This is a genomic window from uncultured Thiodictyon sp. (genome assembly GCF_903946935.1).
Taxonomy (GTDB): Bacteria; Pseudomonadota; Gammaproteobacteria; order Chromatiales; family Chromatiaceae; genus Thiodictyon.
This window is the reverse complement of sequence record NZ_CAJAXH010000026.1, coordinates 24,134-49,218: the sequence shown is the minus strand read 5'-3', so window position 1 is coordinate 49,218 and position 25,085 is coordinate 24,134. Positions and strand designations below refer to the sequence as shown.

The 25,085-nt window shown below is 64.0% G+C and carries 21 protein-coding genes and 1 pseudogene; 13 read left to right on the top strand and 9 right to left on the bottom strand.

The window, feature by feature from the left end; genetic code table 11:
* Nucleotides 1-13: 13 nt before the first annotated feature.
* The 8 genes from QZX93_RS03480 (at nucleotide 14) to QZX93_RS03445 (ending at nucleotide 10,331) form a co-directional block, all read left to right on the top strand.
* Nucleotides 14-1,210 (top strand): glycosyltransferase family 4 protein, encoded by a 1,197-nt coding sequence (locus QZX93_RS03480; protein ID WP_295392348.1) that lies wholly within the window; start codon nucleotides 14-16, stop codon nucleotides 1,208-1,210.
* Nucleotides 1,211-1,321: 111 nt separating this feature from the next.
* Nucleotides 1,322-2,815 (top strand): hypothetical protein, encoded by a 1,494-nt coding sequence (locus tag QZX93_RS03475; protein WP_295392346.1) that lies wholly within the window; start codon nucleotides 1,322-1,324, stop codon nucleotides 2,813-2,815.
* Nucleotides 2,816-2,818: 3 nt separating this feature from the next.
* A complete protein-coding gene (locus QZX93_RS03470) occupies nucleotides 2,819-3,988 on the top strand; it encodes a glycosyltransferase (protein WP_295392344.1) in 1,170 nt (389 codons plus the stop codon).
* A gap of 181 nt (nucleotides 3,989-4,169) precedes the next feature.
* On the top strand, nucleotides 4,170-5,918 hold the full coding sequence (locus QZX93_RS03465; protein WP_295392343.1) for a carbamoyltransferase C-terminal domain-containing protein: 1,749 nt from the start codon (nucleotides 4,170-4,172) through the stop codon (nucleotides 5,916-5,918).
* Nucleotides 5,919-5,956: 38 nt separating this feature from the next.
* The gene (locus QZX93_RS03460; RefSeq protein ID WP_295392341.1) at nucleotides 5,957-6,712 is read left to right on the top strand and encodes a hypothetical protein; all 756 of its coding nucleotides are present in this window, start codon (nucleotides 5,957-5,959) and stop codon (nucleotides 6,710-6,712) included.
* 293 nt (nucleotides 6,713-7,005) lie between these two features.
* Nucleotides 7,006-7,752, top strand: a complete 747-nt coding sequence (locus QZX93_RS03455) for a class I SAM-dependent methyltransferase (RefSeq protein WP_295392339.1) — start codon at nucleotides 7,006-7,008, stop codon at nucleotides 7,750-7,752.
* A 152-nt stretch (nucleotides 7,753-7,904) separates the two neighbouring features.
* Nucleotides 7,905-8,798: a glycosyltransferase family 2 protein gene (locus tag QZX93_RS03450; RefSeq protein WP_295392338.1), complete on the top strand. Its 894-nt coding sequence runs from the start codon at nucleotides 7,905-7,907 to the stop codon at nucleotides 8,796-8,798.
* 273 nt (nucleotides 8,799-9,071) lie between these two features.
* Nucleotides 9,072-10,331 carry a glycosyltransferase family 4 protein gene (locus tag QZX93_RS03445; RefSeq protein WP_295392336.1) on the top strand — a complete coding sequence of 420 codons (1,260 nt, stop codon included), beginning with the start codon at nucleotides 9,072-9,074 and terminating at the stop codon, nucleotides 10,329-10,331.
* Nucleotides 10,332-10,555: 224 nt separating this feature from the next.
* Here the strand turns inward: QZX93_RS03445 and rfaH are convergent, their stop codons facing one another.
* The 4 genes and pseudogenes from rfaH to QZX93_RS27265 form a co-directional block, all read right to left on the bottom strand.
* Nucleotides 10,556-11,071, bottom strand: a complete 516-nt coding sequence (rfaH, locus tag QZX93_RS03440; protein ID WP_295392335.1) for a transcription/translation regulatory transformer protein RfaH — start codon at nucleotides 11,069-11,071, stop codon at nucleotides 10,556-10,558.
* A gap of 6 nt (nucleotides 11,072-11,077) precedes the next feature.
* Nucleotides 11,078-12,289, bottom strand: coding sequence for a hypothetical protein (locus tag QZX93_RS03435; RefSeq protein ID WP_295392334.1), 1,212 nt, complete (start codon nucleotides 12,287-12,289; stop codon nucleotides 11,078-11,080).
* A 41-nt stretch (nucleotides 12,290-12,330) separates the two neighbouring features.
* Entirely contained in the window at nucleotides 12,331-12,720 is a 390-nt protein-coding gene (locus tag QZX93_RS03430) for a hypothetical protein (protein WP_295392332.1), read from the bottom strand.
* A gap of 736 nt (nucleotides 12,721-13,456) precedes the next feature.
* A pseudogene (locus QZX93_RS27265) lies at nucleotides 13,457-13,540 on the bottom strand (hypothetical protein); the annotation flags it as partial.
* Here QZX93_RS27265 and QZX93_RS03425 point away from each other — a divergent pair.
* Nucleotides 13,502-13,888, top strand: coding sequence for a hypothetical protein (locus QZX93_RS03425; RefSeq protein WP_295394353.1), 387 nt, complete (start codon nucleotides 13,502-13,504; stop codon nucleotides 13,886-13,888). The pseudogene QZX93_RS27265 and the gene QZX93_RS03425 overlap by 39 nt on opposite strands.
* 26 nt (nucleotides 13,889-13,914) lie before the next feature.
* Here QZX93_RS03425 and QZX93_RS03420 read toward each other — a convergent pair whose 3' ends face one another.
* The 3 genes from QZX93_RS03420 to QZX93_RS03410 form a co-directional block, all read right to left on the bottom strand.
* Entirely contained in the window at nucleotides 13,915-16,266 is a 2,352-nt protein-coding gene (locus tag QZX93_RS03420) for a polysaccharide biosynthesis tyrosine autokinase (RefSeq protein ID WP_295392328.1), read from the bottom strand.
* 37 nt (nucleotides 16,267-16,303) lie between these two features.
* Nucleotides 16,304-17,038 (bottom strand): polysaccharide biosynthesis/export family protein, encoded by a 735-nt coding sequence (locus tag QZX93_RS03415; protein WP_295392327.1) that lies wholly within the window; start codon nucleotides 17,036-17,038, stop codon nucleotides 16,304-16,306.
* 113 nt (nucleotides 17,039-17,151) lie between these two features.
* On the bottom strand, nucleotides 17,152-17,958 hold the full coding sequence (locus QZX93_RS03410) for a CpsB/CapC family capsule biosynthesis tyrosine phosphatase (protein WP_295392325.1): 807 nt from the start codon (nucleotides 17,956-17,958) through the stop codon (nucleotides 17,152-17,154).
* A 419-nt stretch (nucleotides 17,959-18,377) separates the two neighbouring features.
* Between QZX93_RS03410 and QZX93_RS03405 the strand changes: the two genes are divergently transcribed.
* The 3 genes from QZX93_RS03405 (at nucleotide 18,378) to QZX93_RS03395 (ending at nucleotide 22,009) form a co-directional block, all read left to right on the top strand.
* The gene (locus QZX93_RS03405) at nucleotides 18,378-19,160 is read left to right on the top strand and encodes a hypothetical protein (RefSeq protein ID WP_295392324.1); all 783 of its coding nucleotides are present in this window, start codon (nucleotides 18,378-18,380) and stop codon (nucleotides 19,158-19,160) included.
* Between the two features lie 63 nt (nucleotides 19,161-19,223).
* Nucleotides 19,224-20,702, top strand: coding sequence for an O-antigen ligase family protein (locus QZX93_RS03400; RefSeq protein WP_295392323.1), 1,479 nt, complete (start codon nucleotides 19,224-19,226; stop codon nucleotides 20,700-20,702).
* A gap of 203 nt (nucleotides 20,703-20,905) precedes the next feature.
* Complete coding sequence (locus QZX93_RS03395; protein WP_295392322.1) at nucleotides 20,906-22,009, top strand: MraY family glycosyltransferase; 1,104 nt, start codon at nucleotides 20,906-20,908, stop codon at nucleotides 22,007-22,009.
* Between the two features lie 68 nt (nucleotides 22,010-22,077).
* Here QZX93_RS03395 and QZX93_RS03390 read toward each other — a convergent pair whose 3' ends face one another.
* Nucleotides 22,078-22,539, bottom strand: coding sequence for a hypothetical protein (locus QZX93_RS03390; protein WP_295392320.1), 462 nt, complete (start codon nucleotides 22,537-22,539; stop codon nucleotides 22,078-22,080).
* Between the two features lie 145 nt (nucleotides 22,540-22,684).
* Here QZX93_RS03390 and QZX93_RS03385 point away from each other — a divergent pair, with 145 nt between their 5' ends.
* Entirely contained in the window at nucleotides 22,685-24,499 is a 1,815-nt protein-coding gene (locus QZX93_RS03385) for an alpha/beta fold hydrolase (protein ID WP_295392318.1), read from the top strand.
* An 89-nt stretch (nucleotides 24,500-24,588) separates the two neighbouring features.
* On the opposite strand, the gene QZX93_RS03380 is transcribed toward QZX93_RS03385, so the two are convergent.
* On the bottom strand, nucleotides 24,589-25,008 hold the full coding sequence (locus tag QZX93_RS03380; RefSeq protein ID WP_295392316.1) for an FxsA family protein: 420 nt from the start codon (nucleotides 25,006-25,008) through the stop codon (nucleotides 24,589-24,591).
* Nucleotides 25,009-25,085: the final 77 nt, after the last annotated feature.

Below are 25,085 nucleotides of genomic sequence, written 5' to 3'. Positions count from 1 at the left end.
CGCGAGCCCCGCCGTGAGAGACTGCACTCCAGCCCGAGTAGCGATCGTCGCTACACATCCCATTCAATACCAGATTCCCTGGTTCCAAGGCCTGAGCGAGCGGCCTGAGCTGGACTTGAAGGTGTTTTTCGGCCTATTGCCGGATGCGACGCAGCAGGGGGTTGGTTTCGGGGTCGGCTTCCACTGGGATATTCCGCTGCTGGACGGCTACCGGTGGGAGTTGCTGGCGAATGTCTCGAAGGCGCCTTCGCTCGGGGCGTTCGGGGGCTGCGACACGCCAGCGATCGGGCGGGTCTTGCGCAGATGGGCGCCCGATGTCGTGATCCTGACCGGCTGGCACTCCCGGATGCTGATGCAGGCCTGGTGGGCCTGCCGCTGGCTGGGCATTCCCCTGGTCGTGCGAGGCGACTCGAACAACCTTGCGTGGCGACCTTGGTGGAAGCGCCTTCTCCACCGTCAGTTGTTGTCCCAGGTTAATGGAGTGTTGGCGGTCGGCCAGGCGAATCGTGATTTCTACCTGGAAAGCGGAGTGTCACCCAAGCGAATCGACGCTGCGCCACATTTTGTTGACAATCAACGTTTCACGGCGGCCGCCGTCGAGCTCGAGAGGTACCGCGCCGAGCTGCGCCGCGATTGGGGTATACCCGTCGACGCAACCTGCTTTCTGTTCTCCGGTAAGCTGATTCCAAAGAAGCACCCGCTCGATTTGCTGCGGGCGTTAGGCTTGGCCAACCGGCTCGGTGCGCGTGCGCGTGCGCATGTGCTCGTGGCAGGGGCGGGTGAGCTGATGGAGCCGGCTCGGGCGTTGGCAGCAGACGAGCGCTTGCCGGTGACCTTCGCCGGTTTTCTCAATCAAACGGAGTTGGCCCGCGCCTATGTCGCTGCCGACTGTCTGGTCCTGCCATCGGATTGCGGCGAGACTTGGGGTCTGGTGGTGAATGAGGCGATGGCCTGCGCTCGGCCGGCCATCGTCAGCGATCAGGTCGGCTGTGGACCGGACCTGATCGTGGCGGGCGCCACCGGCGCCACTTTTCCAACGGGTGATGTTGCGGCCCTGGCGGATCGGCTATGCGAATTCGCAGGCGATGGTGAGCGACTGCGTGCGATGGGCGTGGAGGCGCGGCAATTGGTGCTGGCCGGCTATTCGGTGGAACGGGCGGTGGGTGGGACCTTGGCCGCCGTGAACAAGGTATTGGGGCGGAGCCGGTGACCATGGTGACACGACTGATCGATCGGCGTGGCAGGGTCCGACAGTGCGGCGGCCCGGTCGGCGCACCGGGGCAAGCGCCGGCGCAGCCCAAGGCTGCGGGGGCCTGACACCATGCTACCCTGGGTCGTGCTGGTGTCCTGCCTCGTGCTGCTGTTGGCGCTGGTTGACTGGCGTCAAGGGGTATTGGGGCTGCTGGTGGTGGTCGTGCTTCAGGACGTGTTTCGCAAGCTCACGCCAAGCGCACCGTCCTATTTTATCCTCTGGACCGGGGCACTGTTCGCGCTGATCTTCCTGGTCGCCTATGCGCAGGGCGCCGTCCGGGGGCTGCGGCCACTCTATCTGCACGATAGCGGGCTGCGGCGCGCCTGGTGGCTATTTTTCCTGATGGTGTTGTTACAGGGCGCCCACACGTTGGAGCGCTTGGGTAATCCCATGGTGGCTACCCTCGGGCTGATCTTTTATTTCGCGCCGGTCGCGGCACTGTTGGTGGGGATCGCCTATGCGCGCTCGGAACGCCAGATCGAGCGCTTCGTCATCACCTATGTGCTGATCATGGTGCCGACGGCCCTGACGGTCTATTTGTCTCCAGAGTATGCCAAGGACTGGCCGGTACTGCGCGACGTCGGTAGCTTTACCGGTGCCGCGCTGGTTATTTCCGGTGATCGCGGTCCGCTGCTATCCCACCCCGGCCTGTTGCGTGTCGGTGAGTTGGCCGCTTGGCATGCGGCGACCGCGATCGCATTTATCTCGGTATTGGTCATACGCCGACCGTCCCTGCTGCTGCGTATCCTCGCCGGGCTGGCGATCATTGCGCTGCTTGGCGCCATCATACTGACCGGTCGGCGCAAAATGCTGATGACGTTGACGATCTTCTTTACGCTGCAGTGGACCCTGTTGATCGTGCTGCGCCAGGGGCTGAATCGCCTTACCGTCACCGTCTTGGTGATGATACTAGCGGGATCGCTCGCGTTTGCCCTGCTGGGGCAGGACAAGCCGCAGGCGGACCGGCGCAATTCTGCGTATGTACAGCGCGGCCTGTCGGTGTTCGAGTCGGCGGACGAGCGCCTTGATCGGTCGATCGATCTGCTGAACGCGGCCTGGTATCGCGCCGGCGTGCTCGGCATTGGCGCCGGGATGGCCGGCCAAGGCGCGCGGTATGCGGGCGGCACCGATGCCGAGGACGAGGACGAGGACGAGGACGAGGAGGATGCGCGCGCCGGCCGCATACAGGGCGCGGCCGAGGCGGGGGTCGGCATGATCGTCGTTGAGTTAGGCGGTGCCGGCGCCGCGATCGTGCTGTGGTTGCTGTATCGTCTGGCGACGCGGCTGTGGTTTGGGGTCGGGCTGCTGGGGGATTCGCTTTTGGTGTACGCGGCCAGCTTTAGCGCACTGCTGATTGCGAACATGGCTACCTTCGGTGCCGCCAATCAGCTCTATGGGGATCATGCCGTGTTGATCCTGTTGGGCCTGGTTGCCGGTATGCTCTTTGCGTCGGTGAATGCCGGCATCAAGCTCAAGCGGCGTCAGACGCAGTTACAGCAGAAGGCGCTGGGTTCCGGTCGGCCGTCCGGGCCGGCCAATCGGCTGCGGCCGGGCGTCCGTTAAACGGTGGCAAACCCAAAGATCTCGGTCGTTCATTGCGTCCCCAGTCTGGACCCAGGCCACGGCGGTCCGTCGCGCACGGTCGTGGCGTTGGCCGATGCCTTGGTGCGCTGTCCAGGGGTCGCGGTTCGGCTGTTGAGCCAGCGCACCGGGGACGTGCCGACGGTCCCGTCAGTCGAACCGGGGGTTGTGCGCTCGGTGATCGGCAGCCGCTATCCACTGGCCGCGGCACTGGGGTTACCGTTGCGCGGCGCATTGGCGGGCGGCACCGAGCGGGCCGCACTGATCCATAGCCATGGCGTCTGGCATCCGGCGAATCATTGGGCCACGCTGGCGGCGCGCGCCTGGGAGGTGCCGCTGATCGTTCATCCGCGGGGGATGCTCGAACCCTGGGCGCGCGGGCAGAAGGCGCTCAAGAAACGCTTGGCCTTACGGCTGTTCCAGCAGGCCGACCTCGACGCTGCCCGGGCCTTGGTGGCTACCTCTGAAATGGAATATGGCAATCTGCGCCGGTTCGGCCTACGCCAGCCGGTGGCGGTCATCCCCAACGGGGTAGACCACGCGGTCGTGGCGACGGTCGCCCCCATGCGGCAAGTCGTTGAGCGGGAACGCATCGCGCTGTTTCTCTCGCGGGTGCATCCGAAGAAGGGTGTACTCGAACTGGTGCGGGCGTGGGGTCTAGTCGCACCGGTGGGCTGGCGGCTACGCATTGCCGGACCGGATGAGGACGGGCATTGGGGCGAGGTGTCTCGCGTGGTGGCGCGCTTGGGTTTGAGCTCCGTCATCGATTATCTGGGCCCGGTGGCCGATGAGGCTAAGGCGGCACAGTATCGCGCGGCCGATCTCTTTGTGCTGCCGACGTTTAGTGAGAATTTCGGGGTGGTCGTCGCCGAGGCACTGGGCCATGGGGTGCCGGTCATCACCACGCAGGGTTCGCCCTGGGCCGATCTGGAGACCTACCGCTGTGGTTGGTGGATCCCCACCGGCGTCGCGCCACTGGTCGCGGGGCTGCGCGCGGCGATGGCACTGACTGACGATGAGCGCTGGGCCATGGGTGAGCGCGGCCGGGACTATGTGCGGCGTTTCAACTGGGACGCCAGTGCCGCGCAGACGCTCGCTTTGTATCGCTGGGTGCTCGGTCGCGGTGAGCGGCCGGACTGGGTGCGGGTCGATTGAATGGCTCGGCTGACTGGTTGTTTATTCATTCACCCGACGGTAACGGCCATGGCGCCCGCACCACTCCGAACGATGAAAGAGGCGGGCGCCTTGGCCGTTCCCCCACCCCGCCCTCCCCCACTAGGGGCGGGAGACGTGGAGCGCGCTCCCGGCGCGACTTTCAGGTGAAGTGGAAATCACGATGACTGTTATTCTGGGCTGCAACGCCTTCCATGCCGATTCTGCCGCCTGTCTGGTGGTAGACGGTCAACTGCTGGGCGCGGTCGCAGAGGAGCGCCTGGGCGAGCGCCACAAGCACAGCGCCGCCTTTCCGGCTAACGCCACTCGTCGGTTACTCGCGGATGCGGGCCTGCGGCTGCGCGATGTCACGCACGTGGCCCTGGCGCGTGACCCGCAGGCCAATCGCGCCGCGAAGGTCGGCTATGTGATCCAGCATCCGCTCAAGACCGCGGGCGCGGTGCTCGAGCACCGGCGTCGGCAGCGGCGAACCAAGGGGACTTTGGACGCGCTCGCCGAGGTCTGCGAGGAGGACCCAGCCAAGGTTCGCTTCGCGACCGTTGGCGTTGAGCATCATCTTGCTCATATCGCCAGCGCCTATTATTTGTCGCCGTTCGAGGGGCTGACCGCTGGTTTTTCATACGATGCCTCCGGCGATTTCGTCAGCATGATGGCCGCGCGCTGTGAGGGGACTCGCATCGAGGTACTGGAACGGGTCACCCTGCCGCACAGTCTGGGCTTTTTCTACACTGCCTTGTGTCAATTTATCGGCTTCGACGCCTTCGGCGAAGAATACAAGGTCATGGGGCTGGCGCCCTATGGCGAGGATAACTACGACACGCTGATGCGCGCGTTGGTGCGGTTGGATGACCGGCATTGGTATCGGTTGGCGAGGGGCTATTTCGGCATGCACGAGGGCGGGGCGAGCGGGGCGGTCGACGCGACCCAACGGATCGTCATGGGCCGCTTCTATACCGACCGGCTGATCTCGGCCTTGGGCCAGCCGCGCCGTCGCTCCGATCCACTCAGCCAACGCGAAAAGGATATCGCTCGATCGACTCAGGTGCGCTTTGAGGAGGCGGCGATCCACTGTATGAAGCGTTTGCACGAGCAGGTGCCAAGCGCGCGGCTGGCAATGGCGGGGGGCTGCGCACTGAACGGTGTGGCTAACGCGCGGATTGCGCGGGAGACTGCTTTTACGGAGCACTATCTCCAGCCCGCGGCATCCGACGATGGCACCTGCTTGGGGGCGGCCTACTACTGCTGGCACCAGGTCCTGGGTCGGCGGGAGCGCTTCCACATGAGGCACGCCTTCTGGGGTCCAGATTATGTAGATGAGCGCCTGCGCGCGGTGGCGCAAGGCAGTGGCTTCCGGGTTCATGCCTGTGCCGACGACGCGGACTTGGTCGAGCTGGCGGCGGGCCTGCTTGCCGACGGGCTGGTGACCGGCTGGTATCAGGGCCGCAGCGAGTGGGGGCCGCGGGCGCTGGGCCATCGCTCGATCCTCGCCAACCCCGGCATTTCGACCATGAAGGACACCATCAACACCAAGATCAAGCGCCGCGAATCCTTTCGGCCCTTTGCGCCGAGCGTGCTCCGGGAACTGGTGCCGACCTATTTCGAGCAGACGCTCGACAGCCCGTTCATGATGCATGTGGTCAAGTTTCGCCCCGAGTGGCGCGAGCGTCTGCCGGCGGTGACCCATGTCGACGGCACCGGGCGGTTGCAGACGGTCGATCGGGAGAGTAATCCGCTGTATTATCAGCTGATCGAAGCGTTCCAACGCAAGACCGGCGTGGGTCTGGTGCTCAACACCAGCTTTAATGAGAATGAGCCGATCGTGGACACCCCAGAGCAGGCGCTCGATTGCTTCAGGCGCACCGATATGGATGCGCTGTGTCTTGGGCGTTACGTGATGAAAAAGATGAGATAAGACCCTGGTGACTCGCCCAATAGATTATGCAGCACCGAATGCATTCTAATTACTATGTGGTCCTGCTGACGGCCACTATCGACCCCGGGCCGTATGCGCAACAGGTCGTGCGCAATAATCCTCAGGTTCGCCAGGAAGACTATCGTAAGTCGCTCGAGTTCTGGACGGAGATATCCGACGACAGGATCACCGGGATCGTATTTTGTGAGAACTCAGGGGCTGACCTTGGGTTTCTACGAGCAGCGAGTCGTGGTTCTCGTATCCCGATCGAATTAATAAGTTATCAAGGCAATGCGGCGCCAGTCGGGGTTCATTATGGTTATTCCGAGTTGGGCATCATTGATTACGCTATGAAGGAGAGCGTCTTATTGGCGCACTGTGAATACTTTATTAAAGCTACAGGTAGATTAACGTTTCCGCGGATATCCAGACTTTTAGATACAACTGATATTAGATTCGATGCGATCATTGATCATCGAAGAAAATATAGGAACGAGTCCGGTTACCCCCTGAGGTCCAGAACTCAGCTCATGCTTTTCTCGACGGATTTTTATCGTAAGAAGATGCTGGATGTGCGCGGCGAGATGATCGGTGGTTGTTCGCATATCGAGGAGTTTATCGCGGAAAAGATTTGCTCCCTAATAGGCGAGCATCGCATTTCCCAGCGATTTCTCTTGGAATGCCCGGCTAGTGGGGTCGCCGGGACGAATCAAGATTATCATTCCTTGGTGATCGTTAGTAAGAATATGTTGCGGGCGTTCTTACGCAGGCTTTTGCCGTCCCTTTGGCGCTAAGATTATTTTGCACGATCCGAAAGCGCAGGGAGGGGGCAGGCGCTTAGGTTATGGGGGGCGCTCGAACAGCGTGGGCGGCTTGCGCCTCCAGACTGAAGGATTGTGACTAAACTCCATGACAGCAATGACAGCACCCCACCTCGGCAGCTTATTTGGCAAGACATGTTGTTGTAGCGACTAACACCTTGCTACCCGGTGCGCTCTGTTTTGCGCAAGACGGAAACCGCCGGTGTCCGCTCCCGCCTGTTGCCCCCCGGAAAACGATACCGCGGCTACAACTTGGATATCCATACATGGCTCATTACCAACAGCACCAGTTTGTTTTAATTTGCAGGGAGCATTTTCCGGATCACTTTAAGAGCAAGGAGGTTCTGGAGGTCGGTAGCTGCGATATAAACGGAAGTATTCGTAAACTATTTACCTCATGCTGCTATATTGGAGTCGATATTGCGGCAGGGCCTAATGTTGATTTGGTATGTTTCGGGCAAGACGTAAGTTTCGAGTCCAATTATTTTGATGTGGCGATTTCATGCGAATGCTTTGAACACAATGAATACTGGATTGAGACATTCTCGAATATGATTCGGATGCTGAAGCCTGGAGGGGTCTGTATTATCACGTGCGCATCTATCGGGCGCGGCGAACACGGGACATCCCGGTGCGTGCCCCATTATTCCTTAACCGCTGAGGTTTCTGGAGGCAATTATTATAAGAATCTGGATGTTTCAGACTTTCGGCGCACCGGGCTACTGAAGAATTTCACAGGTTTTAGGTTTGTCCGCAACATTTATGCGAAAGATATTTATTTTATCGGAATCAAGAAGGGAGATCCGCTACCACAGGGAATCGTTCGTCTGTTAGATTGCATCAGTGATAAAGCCTCTCTCTTGATATCCGAAAAGCCACTGCCATTATCGAAGATAATTGACGCCCAGCTGAGATGGATCGCTAGGTATGCTCTTTCAAAGCTAGTTGGTGAGAAGAGATATCATGATATTGTTTTTTTCCTGAAGCACCAGCAAAACGTTGGCGAGCGTTGAAGCGATCTCGTGACCGCATTCGCGATAGCGGGAATCTGGCCGACGTGAGGAGGGTGCGCGGGCTACTAAATCCTGGCAGGATGGCATATACCAGGACCTGCAATGCTATACTTTCGGTCGACGCCATGTGCTTACACCAATTGCCCTAATTCATGATGAGTGATCCCAGCACCAAACTCCCGCTCACCGTCCTGCTCGCGGCGAAGAACGAGGCGCTCAACCTGCCGCGCTGCCTCGCGGCCTTGGGTCCGGCGGCGCGGGTGATCGTGCTTGACTCACACAGTACCGATGCGACGGCCGCGGTCGCACTGGCGCATGGGGCCGAGGTGGTGCAGTTCGACTACCCCGGCGGCTACCCGAAGAAGCGGCAATGGGCGCTGGAGCAGGTCGCGATCGACACCCCCTGGGTGCTGTCGCTGGACGCTGACGAGGTGGTTCCGCGGCCGCTTTGGGAGGAGATCGCGGGGGTCGTCCGGCGCCCGGATGCACTGGATGCCTATCTGATTACCAAGGGGTTTCATTTTCTCGGCCGGCGCTTGCGGCACGGTGGCTTCTCCCACGCAGCGGTGTTGTTGTGGCGCACCGGGACAGCGCGCTTCGAGCGACTGTTTGACGACTCGCCGGACAGCCTGGACATGGAGATCCACGAGCGCGTGGTGGTGCAGGGGCGCATCGGGAGGCTCGCGACGCCACTAATTCATCAGGATTTCAAGGGGCTGGAGGCCTATATCGCCCGCCATAACAAATACTCGACCTGGGAGGCGCGGGTTCGCCACCGCTACCTCAGCACTGGTCGCTATGGCGAGGACACGATCGAGCCGCGGCTGTTCGGCAACGCACCGCAGCGGCGGCGGTGGCTGAAGGCCCTGATTATTCGCCTGCCCGGTGAGCCGTATCTTTGGTTCTTTTACCACTACATCGTCCGGGCGGGGTTCATGGAGGGTCGCGCTGGCCTGATTGCTTGTCAAATTCGCGCGAGCTATATCGCCCAGGCGCGGGCGAAAGTTTACGAGTTACAATTGCTTGGCGGGCACGATGGGGTTTAGGGCGGCTGGTCGGCGGCTTGCGCAGGCCACTGAGACGCGAGGGCCAATGTCCATGAAGTTGGTGCGGTCGTTGAGCTTTATCCTGCGCCACCCGCTCAATCGTCGGCGCCCAGGTGCGGCCTTGGCGCGCTGGCTGCGCTGGCAGTTGGGCTGTTGTATGTGGCCGATTGCGAACGGTTGGTTGCGCGCGTGCGGGAGGCGCCGCGGTTTCGGTTAGGTACGGGTGGGGATATTTGGGTCAGGCGATTGTCGTCGTAACGCGGTGCTGATGATATGGATCTGATTTTTCTGAATCGCTTCTTCCATCCGGACCATTCTGCAACCAGTCAGCTGCTGACCGATTTGGCATTGGATCTGGTGGCGCGGGGGCATCGGGTGCGGGTGATTGCCAGCCGCCAGGGCTATCTGAACGCGCAGGCCGGGCTGGCGGCCCGGGAGTCGGTGCTGGGAGTCGAGGTCCATCGCGTTTGGACCAGCCGCTTCGGGCGAGTGGGCCTGCCCGGCCGGGCCATGGATTATCTGAGTTTTTTTGTGTGCGCGATGTGGCGGCTGCGGCAGTTGGCGCGTCCGGGCGAGGTCGTGGTGACGATGACCGATCCGCCGCTCTTGTCCGTGTTGACCTATTGGGTCCTGGCGGGGCGGCAGGTGCTGCTGGTGAACTGGCTCCAGGACCTGTTTCCGGAGGTGGCGCAGGCGCTGAATGTCAGGGGGATGGACGGGCGATTCGGCCGCTGGCTGCGGCGGCTGCGGGATCGGTCGCTGCGCGGGGCGGCGGTGAATGTGGCCATCAGCGAGCGCATGGCCGAGCGGGTGCTGGCGGCCGGGGTGGCAGCGAGCCGGGTAAGGGTCATCCACAATTGGGCCGATGCCGAGGCGATTCGCCCGCTCGCGCCCGAGGCCAACCAGCTGCGCCGGGAGTGGGAATTGGAGGATGTCTTCGTCGTGGGCTACTCCGGAAATCTCGGGCGGGCACATACCTACGCGACGCTGTTGCAGGCGGCGCAGTTGCTCGATGAGGCGGGGACCGGCGCAGCGCCGGGCACGGGCCAGAGAGCCGGGCCAGCGATCCCGGGCGACGCTGCTGGCCCCGCGGCTGTCGCGGCGGGGGCGCCGCTGCGGCCGGTCATGTTTTTGTTCATCGGCGGCGGCGTTCAGTGGCGCGCCCTACGCGGCGAGGTGGAGCGACTTGGGCTACGCAATGTGCGGTTTCAGCCTTATCAGGAACGCGCAGCCCTGCACTTGAGTCTGGGTGTTGCGGATGTGCATTGGGTCTCACACCCCCCGGGGCTGGAAGGGCTGGTGGTGCCGAGCAAGTTTTACGGGGTCGCGGCGGCTGGCCGACCGGTGTTGTTGGTGGGGCAGCCGGACGGGGAGATTGCACGCCTGCTGGCAGACTACGATTGCGGGCGCTGGGTGGCGGAGGGAGACGGCGCGGGCTTCGCTGCGGCGGTCGAGCGGCTGCGCGACGATGCGCTGCTGCGGGGGCGGCAGGGGGCCAATGCGCGGCGTCTCCTAGCAGCCTGTCGGACTTGATGGCGTAACCGATTGATTAAACAGGAAAACGACTTTTTGGCGCAAAAGATGAAACTCTTTGCATTCAATCGGTTGCATCACTAAGTCCGACAGCCTGCTAGAGGAACGGTTCGCGCAGCAGCGGGCGCTTGCGGCTTGGGAGGGGCTGTTGGCTGAGGTCGCGCGGGGCGAGTCCGTGTCTGGTCACGGACGATTGAGACCCAACCTCGGCGCCGATCACACCCCTACGGGGGGCTGCCCGGCGCAGCGAGGACGAGATTCTTGTCGATCTGAACACGATTCGCTTGACCCAGCAGGTCGAGTAGCAGGGAGACCCGCCCCTTTCCAGTAGACTCCTCGAAGATGGCGTCGATACCGGCGAATGGACCGGCGGCGATCGTCACTCGATCGCCTTTGCGAAACGGCTCGTGGCGACCTAAGTGACAAGCCGCCGCCGGGTCCTCGGCTGCCATCAAGGATTCGACGACCCCCCGCGGGACGGTCGCGGGGGTGAGGCCGAATCGCACCAGGTCGATGACCCCGAGCGTCGAGCGGATGGGTGACAGGTCCTGTACACCAAACTCCAGCGCCACGAATAGATAACGCGGGAACAGGGGTTCGACCACCTCAACCCAGCAGCCGCGTCGCCGCTTACTCTGCTTAAGCAGCGGGAGATAGGCCGCAAATCCCTGGCGCTCAAGGTTTTCCCTGGCGAGCGCTTCCTGTCGAGGCTTGGTGAAGACCACGCTCCAAGTGCTCATAACGGTCTAGCCGCGCCGGCTGATGACAAGATCGTCGAACCAGATGCCGCCGCCCAGGGCCTCACCGACCGTGCCGGGTGATTGGTCCTGTTCCAGACGCAGCCACTGGAGCGGACAATCCGCCTGAGGCACCTGGAACTCGAAGCTGAAGAGCTGCCAGTCATCCTTGCCACTAAAGGACTCGCTGGCGCCCAACGGCTCGGCGTCCGGCCGCTGGCAGCGCACCGCCCAGATGAGCCCCTGCCGCGAGGACAGTCCGTCCGTCCTTACCCGCCCTTGGAGTTGGTAGCGACCGGGCTCCAGATACAGCGGCTGAGAGACGTGCTGGAAGCGTTCCCCACGACCATCGAACACCAGATGCAGCGCTTGGCCGCGTGAACCATAGGTGTCGATGGTTTCGACCGTCACCCCACGGGCCTTGGCGATCCGCCAGTCGAAGCCGACCCCGGTGATCGGCAGATCGAATCCGCCGTCATAGACCTGCCCCAACCCCCTTTGCGCGTCCGCGTCGAGCCCGCCCAACCAGGCTAGATAGGCCTCCGACCACCGGCTGTCTTTCCACAATCGGTTTAGGTAGGCGCGCTGCTCTGCGGCGGACGGCAGTGCCCCGCCGCGATTGCGGCCCTCATACAGGAATGTCACTGTTTCCGGACGCGGTGCGTGCGCCGCCGCGTAGACAAAAAAGGCCTCCCACCAGTCGGGCGGCTGCCGCAGCAGCGGCAGGAACAGCGGCCGGGCCGCCGCCATGTCGGCCAACCGCAGCAGCCGCGGGTACAACTCCCCGGCGCTCGTGGGGCTGTTGCGCAGCAGGGCGCTCCAGCGCTCCAGGCCGCGCTCCGGGCGGCCCCGCTCGAACCAGAACCACGCCGATTCGGCCAGGGCCGGGGGGCTCATCGGCGCCAGAGTGTCGGCGACCTCAACCAATGCAATGGCCTCCGGCACTCGGCCGGCCCCGGCCCACACCCGCGCCAGCGCCAGATAGGGCCGGGGATTGGTCGGATTCGCCCACACCGAGGCTTGGAGCAGTGGGCCCGCCACGGCCGGCGCGCTTTGAGCGAATGCCTGCCTCCGCCGCCGCAGTGCCTCCGGGGCGTCGGGGCGCCAGCGTAGTGTGGACGCCGCCGCCGCGGGCGTCTGGTCGGCGGCATAGTAGTCGGCGAGCCCGACGACCAGGACCCGCCAGCTCAACAACCCACCCAGCAGGCAGATGCCGGTCACAGTAATCAAGTTCCTGGATAGTCGCATGGTCCGCCGCCTTCTTAATTCGCCCGCCACTGGTAGTCGATCGCATCGATGACGACCCGGTCTGCGTGCTTGTGCAGTCCAAGACGTATCGTACCCCCCAGTTGGCTCAGTTGCCCGTTCGTGCGTTGCCGCAGCCGCAGTTCGTAGCTGGCGAACACCTTGGCGGTATCGCCGCGCACACCCCAGTCCAGGTCATAAAACCGCAGTTCGCGGATCTCGTAAGCCGCGAAGGTCGCCGCGTACCCGCGGCGAAGGTCGCCGCCGTCCCGGTCGCGCGTACCGGGGGCAAAGAGCCTCATCACCGCGTTCAGGTCGGCGCGCTGGTAGGCGCGGGTGTAACGCTTGACCAGTCGCTCCACGTCCCGATCGGTTACCGTCAAAGTCGCGTCGGGAGCGCGCTCCACTTCTCCCTCCCCTATTGGGGGAGCGGGGGGGGGGGACGGCCACGGTGCCCGCCACTTTCATCTTTCGGGGTGGTGCGGGCGCCATGGCCGTTAGCCCGGCGGTCTCTGGGTTGCGATCGACCGCGGGGGTAGGCGTGGCGGCTTGGCTGACCCGGGCGACCGGCTCGACCGGCACGACCAGCAGGGGCGACGCCGATGGTACCCGCGGTGGTTCAGCGCGACTCGGTAGAGCCAATTGCGCGCGACGGGCGGCAGCGTCTTGCTCCTGGCGTAACCGCTCGAGCCGTAACCGTTCAGCCGCCCCCGCGACCGTCTGCACCAATAGATCGAACCGCTGATCTTGCTCGCTCTTCACGGTCGCCGCGATCCGCTCTCGTTGCTCTTGCGCCCATTTCAGCTCGGCCGCTCTCACCGCTTGGTCCGGTGCGGTCAGCACGGCGGGGCGGGCCGCATACACCAGCGGCACGGCCGCCGGTCGCAGCCAATGATTCACCCCGACCAGCAGCGCGGCGAGGAGCGAACACCCGCCCAGAACCAGGATGGGCAGCCAACGCTGACGTTGCGCGTAAATGGGTCGACTGGCGATCTGCCGCGGGCGACTCCTGAAGAGGAGCGGTGACCGTCCGGTCGCACGCCGGCCGCCGCCGCTCTGGAGCCCGCGCTGCTGCAACCCGGTATCATAGCGTACCCGCGACTCTGGGCGGGATAGTGTATCCCACGCATCGTTCAGTCGGGCCGCGTAGCCATCGGTCCAGGGGTCGCGGCCGGCCGCGCGGTCGGGATGAAACAACCACATCAATCGGCGGTGGTGCTCCTTTATCTGCTCAAAGGATGCGTCGGGTTCGAGCCCCAGGGTCCGGTAATGGCCAGCACCGCGGGCGAAGCACAGTTGCTGAATCAGGAACCGTGCGGCGTCTTGCACCTCCGCGGGTCGCGCTCCACGCTGCCGAGCCGCCTCCGTCAGCACCGGCGCACCGCCATGGGCGAGTCCCAGCAGGCGCCCCACGCCCGGCGGCAGCGGCGAGGTCGCCACGAATCGCCCCTGATACGCCAGCGGGTCCCGATAGAATGCGAGCGCCAGATCCACGATATCGGTAGCGGTCATGGCGAGGAATTTATGATCAAGCGATTGAGGATGGTTGATTTAGGATTACAGGCGCAAGGTTGATCCTCGATCTTCGATCGGCAATTCCCCTAGCCGGCTAGCTTCTTTGCCTGATCGGCGATGGGCTCGCCGTAGCCGGTGTGCTGATAGTAGTAGTAACTGCGATAGTAGCCGTAGCCACCAGACTGAGCCTCCTGCTTGGTCAAGATGGACCCGAGCAGGGGTACGCGGGCCGAACGCAACCGCTTGACCGTGCCCTGCACATAACTGCGCGGGGTACTGCCCATTTCGACGGTGAGCAGGGTGCCCTCGCACAGATTGCCGATGATCAGTGCGTCGGCCAGGCCGAGCAGCGGCGGGCTGTCCAGGATCACCTGGTCGAATTTTTCCGCCGCCAGGGAGAGCAGATCAAGCATCCGGGCCGAGGACAGGAGTTCAGCCGGGTTGGGCGGCAGGTGCCCTGACGTGATGGCGAACAGGTTCGGAATATGGGTGGGTCGGGTGATATCCAGCGGTCGCGCCTCCCCGCCGGTGAGATAATTGCTGAGCCCCGTCTGATTGTCCAGCTTCAGGCTGCGGTGGACCGAGGGTTTGCGCAGGTCGGCCTCGATCAGCAGCGTCCGCTTGCCCGCTTGCGCAAACTGGATCGCCAGGCTGAGTGCGGTAGTGGATTTCCCTTCCCCAGGCATCGCACTGGTCACGGTCAGCAGTCGTGGCGCGCCGCGGGCGGTGGAGAACTGAAGTGCGGTACGTACCGAACGGTAGGCCTCGGCGAAGATTGAGCGCTGGTCGTCGTGGCCGATCAGCGCCATGGCCCGGTCGTCCCCGAAGGTTGGCGGGGTCTTCGGGATGACGCCCAGCATCGGGATATCCAGCAGTTTCTCCAGCTCCTCGGGTCGGCGGAAGCTGTCGTCGAGATGCTCAAACAGGAAGGCCAAGCCGATCCCGCCCAGCAGGCCCAAGAGCAGCGCAGTCATGGCGCTCTTGCGCAGGTTCGGCTTGTAAGGTGCGCGCGGCACCTTGGCCTCATCCACCACTGAGATGTTGTTCGTCCCGATCCCCGCCGTCACCCCGACCTCCTTGTAACGCTGCAACAGGCCGTCGTAGAGCTGACGGTTGGTGTCAGCCTCGCGGCGCAGGATATTGTAAGGGATACTGCGGGTTTGCAGCGACAGCACTTCCTGGGTCATCCGGTCGAGATAGGTCTGGAGCATCGCCTCCTCGGCACGGGCGGCCTGGTAGTTGGAGGTGATCTCACTCGTCGTCGCGGCCCGAATGTTGTCGATCTCCCGATTAATCATGAGATCGATCTGATTGATCTGGGCACGCAACTGCACCATGGTCGGAAACGCCCGCTTATAGGTGCCCAGATTTTCCTGGTATTGTGCCTCGAGTTTCGACTTGCTCTGCTTGAGATCCTGGATGACCTTACTGTCCAGGACCTGAGTGAGCCCCTGGCCGCGGGCGCCGTCCTCCATCTGTCGGTAGATCGACTCCGCCGTCATCCGCTTTCTTCTCGCATCGGTCAAGGCCGCACTGGCGGCGGCCAGGTTACCGGTGATAATGCTCTCCTTCTGATCGACTGAGATGATCTGTTCCCGGCGGGAGAAATCGACCAACTCCCGCTCCGATTCCTCCAGTCTGGTCTTGAGCTGTTGCAGCCGCTCTTGCAGGAAGTTGCGCGCGTAAGTAGTCGATTCGAAACGTCGCTCGAGATTCAGGTTAATGAAAATCTTGGCCATGTTGTTCAGGATGTCGGCCGCGAGCTGCGGGTTGGGGCCATCGTAAGACAGTCGCACCAGCCGGGATTTCTCGATCGGCGCCACGCTCAGGCCACCGAGCACGAGGCCGATGGCGCCCTCCATGCGGGCGCTGTCCGCCGCCGGATCGGTTGCCTGGCCCTGGTTGTTCGGCTGCTTGGGCGCGGCGCCCCCGCCACCCGGCAGCAAGCCGACCAGCCAGCCCTTGGCCTCACTGACCAGCGAGGGGGCTGCTGGTTTGGCCGCCGTCCGGTCGGCCAGACCCATCTGGTCGACCACACGCTTGGCCAGGTTGCGGCTTTGGAGTAGCTGGTACTGAGTTTCCAGGTACTCCTTGCCGTTGAAAAATCGCTCGCCCGGCGACTCCATCGCAAGGACCTTGATATCGTCCCGGTCGATCTGCAGGGTCAGGTTGGCACGGTAGATCGGGGTCTCCTGGTTGGTCGCCGTGACCACCGCCGCGACCACAATGACGGTGAAGATGATGATCGTCCAGCGGCGCTTTATGACAACCTGCAACAGCTCGCGCAGATCGACACCCTGGCCTTCCGGCTCGTCCTCGAAGCCCGTGAAGGCCGGCGGCGCCGCCGTCAGGGGAGCGCTGCTCCGGCGCTCCACCAAGGCGCGGCCAGGAGGGGGTGGACTGGAATCGGCCGAGAGCTGGAAATCGGGCGGGTTCATACGTGCTTTGGGTTCAGTTGAGGGCAGCGAGATTGGCTCAGAGGAAGGTACCGAACACCGCTAACGGTAACACCCATTGGAACATATCGGTGAAGGTATCCTTGTACAGCGAGGTATCGACCAGTACCAGGTCCTCACCATGAATTTCTGGGTCGCGGACCCGCCCGTCCTGGATGTCGCGCATATTATATTCCATTACATTGCGCTCGCCGTCGGGTTTGAGACGCATGATCTTCACTAACCTAATGTTTGCCACCTTGCTGGGGCCGCCGGCGCTGGCAACCGCCTGCACGAGGGTTGCCCGACCCTTCAGCGGATAAACCCCCGGCTTATTAACCGCACCGACGACAGTGACCCGCTGGCTGGTATACTCTTGAATAAAAATAAGGACCTGGGGGTTTTGCATATAGTCTTTGCCAAGCCGCGCGGCGATCTCGGCCGCCAATTGATCGCTGGTGAGGCCGCCGGCCTGAACCAAACCGATCAGCGGCATAACGACCTGCCCCCTGGCATTGACACGCACCGAGCGGTTCATGGTCTCGGCCCCATAAACCTCAATCTTGATCAAGTCCTCCGGGCCAATGACGTAATCGTTGTCGCTCGAGGCATTACCGTTGGTGGTGAGATTCGGGTTGATGGTAGCGGTGTTCGTTGAGGCGGACGCGCTTTCTGCATCGCCCGGGTGCTGGCCAGTGCTGGCGCAAGCCGCGATACCAAGCGCGAACATGCACAGCGCCATGCGGACGCCCAGCCACAATATCCACGATGGCATGACTACGGCCTTACTAGACAAAACCGCGACCCTCTCGAATTTAGCACGTCATGGCAATCACATAGACCTAGGGCGGTCACGCCTCGCAGGTTCCCGACCACCCAGCGGGACACTCAGCGACGACCGAACCATTTCCTTGCCCGCCACCAGCCCGCCGACTCGTCGGCTACCGGGCTCACCAAGCCTAAAGCGGCGGTCAGGCTGTCCGGCCCCGCGTTTTCCAATATACCACGTGGGCGCGTACTGACCAGACGCCAAGCCTCCTCCGCGCCCACCCAGGGTTCCGCCGCGCGTTGGCCCTCGGCCAGCAGTGGTGGGCGGCGTTCAACCCCATGCGCATCGGTCGCCAGAATGTGAACCCAGCCCTCATCCAGCAGGCGTTCGGCCCAATACCGGGCACCTGCACCAAAGCGGCCGGTCAGGCTGCCCGCGGTGATCTGTAGCCAGGCGCCTTTGCGCGCCAACTCCACAAAGACCTCGTAGTGCCCCTCGATCCAACTCAGGCGTTCCGGATGGGTGATCACTGGCACATAGCCTGCGGTCAGGAGGTTGAATACCGTTTCTTCCAACCGGGGCGGGGCGACATGATGGGGCGGCTCCAGCAGGAAATAGCGGCTATCGTTCAGGGTTGGCACCCGGCCGGAGCGCAGCCCGGCAACCAAGTCGGGCGCGACATGGGTATCGGCCCCGTGGCTCAAACGCAGGGCAATGCCGGCCTCGTCCAAGCGCATTTGCAGTTGCGCCACCGCCGCCCGGATGGCCGATCCTTCATTCTCGTACAATCCTGGATAGATATGCGGCGTACAGGCCATCACCTCAATGCCATCGCTCACCGCCACCCGCGCCATCGCCAGCGACGTCGCCAGGTCAGGGGCTCCGTCATCAACTCCGGGCAACAGATGGGAATGCAGATCGATCATGATGCGGCGTCGAAAAACTCGAACCAGGCGATGGGGCGGGGGTGCTGTCCGCTGCACTGATGAAGCCGCTATACCGGAAACCCTAAGGACCCGGACGCTCGGCAGGCACCCCGAAATCAGGGCGAGTCTAGCATGCGACATGGCGCTGTCCCAACTTAACTTGCCGGGCCGACCCGCGGACCCCACGGCGGTGCCGCGCACGTCATTTTTGCCAACTCTCCCACTCAATGCGATTATAATCGCGTGGGAGTAAAGACCGCGCCGATCCGTCCGCGCGAGGTCTGAGGGTCGCAACGGGCCCGGGGTAGCTGGCCGGATCGCCCCAAGTGCCTGACGTAGACCGGCGCCGCGAGCTGTTTGCCGCCAGCGACGGGCGCACTGCTGAATGACAGGTCAACAATCTCGGGGGTTTTACAGACATGAAAATACGCTATAAGAGTGCTGGGTTGACGCTGATGCTGGCGGGCTACGCCGTCGCTGCCAGCGCGGTCGAGCCCTCGGCCACCCTGAAGCAGTTAAATGGGCGGGTGTTCGTCGGCCAGTCCACGACGACGGGCCCGGCGCGGGACGCGATGCCCCTGTATGCCGGCAATCGGGTGATGTCCGTCGCGGGTGGGACCGCGCAGGTCGTGTATCCCGACGGCTGTGCGGTGGCCCTGCCGGAAAACAGCCTGCTGACGATCGGCGGGGCGGATCAGTGTCGCACCGCGCAGGCGGTGGTGCGCACCACGGCGGGCTTTCAAGATAAGGCCATCGGGCAAAGCGTACATGCCGCCAAGGTGGCGGTCATCTTGAATAATTTCGCGTCCTATAACTCCCAACAACTGGCCGCTGCCTACAACAATCTCAACGCCGCGGAGCGGGCGGAACTGGTCGCGGCGTTGAGCCAAGAGCAATTGTCCGACTTGTACGTGGCGATTCAGGTGACGTCGGGGCAGGTGGCGGCGGACGCCTTTCTGGCCACCCTCCCAGCCGAGCTACAGGGGTCGGTGGAAGCCTTGGCGGGAGCCGCTGCCGGGGCCGGGTCCGCGGTCGCGGCCGTTGTGATTCCTCCGCTTGGTTTGGGTTTGGCAACGGCCGCGGCGATCGGGGTAGCGGGCGCGGCGCTGACCGGGGGCGCCGCGGGTACGTCGTCAGGAACCGTTAACCCAGTGCCGGGGCCGACGCCGCCGACGCCGCCGGTACCGATCACTGCACCTTAGATGACGGATCATCGCCCGCTGAGTTTTAACGCCCCCCCCGACGGGGCGGCGTTGTTTTTCGGCATGGCCGCGACACTGGTGTTCGCACCGCTGTTTTTGGGGACTTGGCGCCCGCTGCCCCTGATGGCGTTGGAATTGGCCGCGCTGGGACTGTTGGGGCTCCTATGGCTACCCGGGCGGCTGATGGCGGGCGCCCCGGGGCCTGGCGAAGCCAGTCGCGCCGAGCGCGGCCGGCCGGTGTCTCAACCGGTGCGGATTTTTCTGCTGCTGCTGTTTCTGCTGCCCCTCGCCCAATTGCTGCCGCTGCCGACCACGCTGTGGGCGGAGTTGCCGGGGCGGGCCTTCTATGCCGGGGCGATGCGACTGGCCGGTGACGTCGGCGAGGGTTTCGGCTGGCGGGCGATGTCACTGATTCCGAGTACTACCGAGGCCGCCTGGCTGACGCTACTACCGCCACTGGCGGTGTTTCTGGTCGCGCTGCGGCTGGATCGTGAGCGGCTGCTGGTGTTGGTGATGGTGTTCTTGAGTATCGCCGCCGGTGAGGCGCTGCTGGGACTGATTCAGTTCGGGCGAACCGGCATGGGCGCCGGTAACGCCTTGGGCACCTACACCAACCGCAGCCACTTGGCCGGTCTGCTGGAAATGGCGTTGCCGGTCGGCTTGGCCCTATTGGCCGCCGTGGCCGGCCACGGGCGGCCGGCACACAGCGCGGGACGCCATGGCCGGCGTAAGCCGACCTTGCGTCGCTGGCTGGCGCGTTTGACGGTCACGCGGATCAACCAGGCTGCGGCCTTGGGCGCGCTGTCGCTGGCCATTCTGCTCGGATTGATTTTTACCCGCTCGCGCACCGGCGTCGGCCTGGCGATGCTCGGGATCGTCCTCTGCGTCCTGCTGTTCGCTTACCGATTGGGGGGGCGTAACGCCTACGGGGTGATCGGCACCATCACCGCCAGCGGGGTCGGGCTGGCCAGCCTGATCGGCCTGATGCCGGTCTGGAGCCGATTCGCCTCCACTGACCCGTTTGAGGATGCGCGTTGGGGTATATTCAACGCTACGGTGCAGGTCATCGGCGAATTCTTCCCCCTGGGTAGCGGTGCCGGCACCTTCCTCGATGTCATGCAGCGGTTCCATCCTGCCATGTTTCCTGGAGTGGTCATTAACCGTGCGCACAATGACTATTTGGAATGGTTGCTGGAATTCGGCCTGGTCGCCGGTGTGCTGATCGCGGTCTGGCTGCTGCTCTACCTTCGCCAGTGGGGAAGGGTGTGGACTCGCGGGGACTGGGCGACGTTCCGCTTTGCCCAGGCCGGAGCGGGAATCGCGTTGCTGCTGATGATGTTGCACACATTGGTCGAATTTAACCTGCGGACGCCTGCTAACGCCGTGTTTACGGCCTTCCTGGCCGGGGTGTTTTTTCACCGGTCGCTACACCACGAAGGGTCGCGCGCCCGGCGTCCGGGAGCGTCCGGCGAGGAGGCGCCTCGCGCCCCGTCGACCTTTACGATTGCACCCGAGAACCTGCGCAATCCGTTCGGCGTATGAGCTTACCGTGAAAGTCGCGTCGGGAGCGCGCTCCAGTTCTCCCTCCCCTATTGGGGGAGGGCGGGGTGGGGAAACGGCCAAGGCGCCCGCCACTTTCATCTTGCGGGGTGGTGTGGGCGCCATGGCCGTTGCCGGAGGCTGTCCTGGCCCACTGCGTATGCGGTGTTTCCAACCGGCGGGCACCAAAAAGGTTCAACGATGACATGACGGTATTTAGCCTACTGCAATACTGGGTCTTGCCGGGCACGTTCTTGTTCAGTGTCGGCTTGATTTCGCTGTTGGCCGGGCCGGCCCAGACGCTGGGCTGGGTCGATCGCCCCTGCAACCGCAAACACCACCGCTACCCGGTGCCGCTGGTCGGTGGGGTGGTGATGTGTAGCGCCTTCTGCCTGAGCGTCCTGCTGCTCCCGGCCAAACCGGAGGACTGGCCGATCCTCTTGATTAGCATGACGTTGCTGACCCTGGTCGGGCTCTATGACGATATCCACTCCAGCCGGCCGGCGACGCGCTTCCTGTTCCAAGCCGTCGCTGTCCTGCTCATGGCCTTGGGGAGCCATGTGGTACTGGGCAGTCTGGGCGATCTGTTCGGGCTGGGGGCGGTCACGCTCGGCGCGGGGGCCGTGCTGTTCACGCTGTTCGGCGTCATCGGCGTCATCAACGCCTTCAACATGATTGACGGGCTCGATGGCTTGGCGGGCGGTACTGGCCTGGTCGTCACCGGCTGGCTGCTCGTGCTGTGCCTGACCGCTCCCGGGACTCACCCGGGCGATATCGGCGCCCTGCTGGTGCTGGCGATGGCTATCTCCGGCTTTTTGGCCTACAACCTGCGCCACCCATGGCGGGCCCACGCCAGCGTGTTCATGGGCGATGCCGGCAGCACGATGCTCGGTTTCGTTCTGAGTTGGTTTCTGATCCATCTCTCACAAGGGGATCGCGCCGTCATGGCACCGATCACCGCGGTATGGATTCTGGCCCTGCCGCTACTGGACACCTTGACGGTGATGGTGCGGCGTCTGCGCGCCGGGCACAGCCCCTTTGCCGCCGACCGCCGGCACCTGCACCATCTGCTGCTTGGCCGCGGCCTGCCGGATGGCCGGGCCACCGCCGTGCTGCTGGCACTCACCCTCATTACCGGCGCCTTGGGCGTGCTGGCCGACCGCCTGGCGGTCCCTCAATATCTGTCGTTCTACGCCTTCGCCGGTCTGTTCCTAGTCTATTTCAGACTCACGTCCGGGTTGCTACGGCGGCGGACCGATCCGGGCGGCGCCCCGGTTCTTCACCGGCCGGACGAGGATGACGCTAACTGAGACAATCACCGGCCTGGGGGCCGACTGTTCCCGACCGTGCCTCGCGAGCGCGTCGGGCGGCGACGGGTTCAGCGCCTGAGCATCCTCACCACCAGCGGTAGTTCGTTCACCGGCAGCCGTCCGGTGACGGTCACGCCAGCGACGAATCGGTCCAGCTCGCACACCTGACAGCGCAGCCCCAGATCCATCACCCAGCGACCGTCCACCAACAGGGCGGCATGGGTGACCCGCAGCGGTGGACCGGCGATCAGCAAATATTCCAGTCGGTTCGGCGAGTAGCCATACTGACCGATCAGTCGATGGGCCTTGGCCACCGCGTAGGCCTTGCAGTCCCAATACTCGAGTTGCGGTAGGTCGGCGGGATCGGGCCAATCATCCTGGCAGTAGTCGCGCGGGCAGGGCAGACCCTGACGGTTGACAGCGGCGTTGACCTCGAGCAGGGTCGCATCGGGTACTGGCAGGCGCGTGTCGCAACCGCCGGACAGCAGCACGACGAGGATCGCTAAGGCACGGGCTGGGGCTATCTTCATCGGCAAACAGTACCCCATTTCGGCGCCGATGCGTTGGCCAGTGTCACTGACCGCCCCGGCACCCTGTCGTTAAGCGTCGCTTTCTTGGCGTCTGCCTGTCCCCATGTCTGGTTGCGAGCATTTCTTTCCTTCAAGGTATCCCCCCATGACGATCCCTATCGCCGACGTCGCCAAACCAGAGCGCTTCCGGCGGGCGCTCGCCCTGGCGGCGTTCGCCGTCGCCCTCCTCGCCGTGGCCGCGATCGGCACTGGCCTGTGGCGCCTGACCGCGGCCACGGCGGGCCTCACCGTCGAGACCCAACGGGTCGGCGACATCCCGGTTACCGTCTACCGCCCGGCCGGCGGGACGCCGGCACCCGTGGTGGTCATCGCCCACGGCTTCGCCGCCTCGCAGCAGTTGATGCAGCCCTATGCGGTCACCCTGGCCCGCAACGGGTATATGGCCGTTACCTTCGACTTTCCCGGGCACGGTCGCAACCCACGCCCCTTCGTCGCCCGCCTGGAAGACGAGGCGCGACGCGTGGGGGTCTTGCTGGGGGCATTAGAGCAGGTGGCCGGGTTCGCCGCTGGACTGCCCGGGGGCGACGGCCGATTGGCCTTGCTCGGGCACTCCATGGCCGGGGACATCCTATTGCGCTATGCCACCGCGCATCGCGACCAGGTCGTGGCCTCGGTACTCCTATCGCCCTACATGGGCCCGGATGCCCCGCGGACCCAACCGCGTAACCTGCTGTTCGTGTTCGGGGAGCTGGAGCCCGCGATGCTCCACGAGGCCGGCCGTGACGCCATCACCGCCGCCACCGGCGACGCGGTCGAGCCCGGCGTGACCTATGGCGACCTGGCCACCGGCAGCGCCCGGGAGCTGGTGCTGGTCCCCGGGGTGGAGCACATCGGGGTGCTGTACGGACGCGGCGGCATCGGTGCCGCCCTGGATTGGCTAAACCGGGCCCTCGGACACGCGGGAGACGGCTTCATCGACGCCCGCGGGCAATCGCTCGGCCTGCTCTTCCTCGGTATCGTCGCCCTGACCTGGCCGCTGTCGCGTCTGCTGCCGCGGGCGGCGACTCGACCGCTGGGGGCGGGGCTCACCTGGCGGCAACTGCTGCCGGTGGCGATCTTCCCGGCCCTGCTCACCCCGCTCACCTTGCGCTTCATGCCCAGCGACTATCTGCCGATCCTGCTCGGGGACTATCTGGCCCTGCACTTCGGGGTCTACGGTCTGCTGACCATGGCGGGACTCTGGGCCACGACCGGCCGCCTGGTTGGACGGACCCTGTGGTTGGGACTGGCGATCGCCATCCTGGCCAGCAGCACCTACCTTACCCTGACGCTCGAGCGGCCCCTGCTGGATAGTCAGGTTGCCGCCATGCTGAACCTGCCGATCGCCGCACCCCTGCTGAATCGCTACGTCACCGTCTTCTTACTTGGGGTCTACGCCCTGCTGGCCATCGCAGCGCTACGCTTACCGCCATGGCGTCAGCGCGTCGTCGCCGCCGCACCGCCGCCGTCGGCGGGGCTGGTCCTGTGGCCGGGCCTGCTGATCGGCACACTGGTCAGCGGCACCTACCTGACCCTGGCGATCGCGCTCCCCATCGACCGCTATGTCACCTCCTTCCTGCCCGCGGCCGGCCGCCTGTGGTTGATTCTGGCGATTGTCCCGGGCACCTGGGCCTACTTTGCCGCCGATGGCTGGCTCACCCACGGACCAGGTACACCGCGGGCCGCGCCGGTGCTCACCAAGGCGTTATTCCTGTTCTCACTGCTGGCGGCGGTGGCCCTGAATCTCAGCCAACTGTTCTTCCTCATCATCATCGTGCCGGCGATCCTGGTCTTTTTCCTGCTCTACGGACTCATCGGCGGCTGGATCTACCGGCGCACCCGCCACCCGCTGGTGGGCGCACTGGCCATCGGACTGGCCTTTGCCTGGGCCATTGCAGTGACCTTTCCGGTGGTCGACTGAGCCTTCCCGTGCAAGTCGCGCCGGGAGCGCGGTCCACGTCTCCCTTCCTCTTCGTGGGGGAGAACGGAGAGGGGGACGGGCCAGGGCCGTTAGTCCTCGCGACGAAAGTGCCCCTCGATCACGCGCGGGCCGCGCCCGGGATCGGCATCGAAGGTGCGTACCGGGATCACCCCCAGGGTGCGCCGGATGACCAACCGGCGCAGCGGCGGGATCAGGAGCAGAAAGCCGACGATATCGGTGAGGAAACCAGGCAGCAGCAGGAACAATCCGGCGACCAGCAGCAGGGCGCCGTCCACCAGCTCCAGGGCCGGGACCTCATCGCGGGCGAGCGATTCGCGCACCCGCATGAGTACACTGAACCCCTGACGGCGGACCAGCCAGGTGCCAAGCAGCGCGCACAACAGGGTGAGCGCGATGGCCGGCACGGCGCCGATGATGGCCCCCACCTCGATCAGAAAATAGATCTCGATGATTGGTAAGCCGATAAAAAACAAAATCAAAATTGGCACGGTAGCGGCCTCTGGGTAGGTAGGCGCGGCGCCTTGGCCGCGCGACGATGGCCGGTATCCGGTTCCAAATGGAAGCC

Excerpts from the sequence above, each read along its gene's own strand:
- QZX93_RS03460 (WP_295392341.1), top strand. The coding sequence starts at position 5,957 with ATGCATTCTAATTACTATGTGGTCCTGCTGACGGCCACTATCGACCCC.
- QZX93_RS03475 (WP_295392346.1), top strand. The coding sequence starts at position 1,322 with ATGCTACCCTGGGTCGTGCTGGTGTCCTGCCTCGTGCTGCTGTTGGCG.
- QZX93_RS03400 (WP_295392323.1), top strand. The coding sequence starts at position 19,224 with ATGGCCGCGACACTGGTGTTCGCACCGCTGTTTTTGGGGACTTGGCGC.
- QZX93_RS03405 (WP_295392324.1), top strand. The coding sequence starts at position 18,378 with ATGAAAATACGCTATAAGAGTGCTGGGTTGACGCTGATGCTGGCGGGC.
- QZX93_RS03465 (WP_295392343.1), top strand. The coding sequence starts at position 4,170 with ATGACTGTTATTCTGGGCTGCAACGCCTTCCATGCCGATTCTGCCGCC.
- QZX93_RS03390 (WP_295392320.1), bottom strand. The coding sequence starts at position 22,539 with ATGAAGATAGCCCCAGCCCGTGCCTTAGCGATCCTCGTCGTGCTGCTG.
- QZX93_RS03395 (WP_295392322.1), top strand. The coding sequence starts at position 20,906 with ATGACGGTATTTAGCCTACTGCAATACTGGGTCTTGCCGGGCACGTTC.
- QZX93_RS03445 (WP_295392336.1), top strand. The coding sequence starts at position 9,072 with ATGGATCTGATTTTTCTGAATCGCTTCTTCCATCCGGACCATTCTGCA.
- QZX93_RS03415 (WP_295392327.1), bottom strand. The coding sequence starts at position 17,038 with ATGCCATCGTGGATATTGTGGCTGGGCGTCCGCATGGCGCTGTGCATG.
- rfaH (WP_295392335.1), bottom strand. The coding sequence starts at position 11,071 with ATGAGCACTTGGAGCGTGGTCTTCACCAAGCCTCGACAGGAAGCGCTC.
- QZX93_RS03425 (WP_295394353.1), top strand. The coding sequence starts at position 13,502 with ATGAAACAACCACATCAATCGGCGGTGGTGCTCCTTTATCTGCTCAAA.
- QZX93_RS03455 (WP_295392339.1), top strand. The coding sequence starts at position 7,006 with ATGGCTCATTACCAACAGCACCAGTTTGTTTTAATTTGCAGGGAGCAT.
- QZX93_RS03420 (WP_295392328.1), bottom strand. The coding sequence starts at position 16,266 with ATGAACCCGCCCGATTTCCAGCTCTCGGCCGATTCCAGTCCACCCCCT.
- QZX93_RS03450 (WP_295392338.1), top strand. The coding sequence starts at position 7,905 with ATGATGAGTGATCCCAGCACCAAACTCCCGCTCACCGTCCTGCTCGCG.
- QZX93_RS03385 (WP_295392318.1), top strand. The coding sequence starts at position 22,685 with ATGACGATCCCTATCGCCGACGTCGCCAAACCAGAGCGCTTCCGGCGG.
- QZX93_RS03410 (WP_295392325.1), bottom strand. The coding sequence starts at position 17,958 with ATGATCGATCTGCATTCCCATCTGTTGCCCGGAGTTGATGACGGAGCC.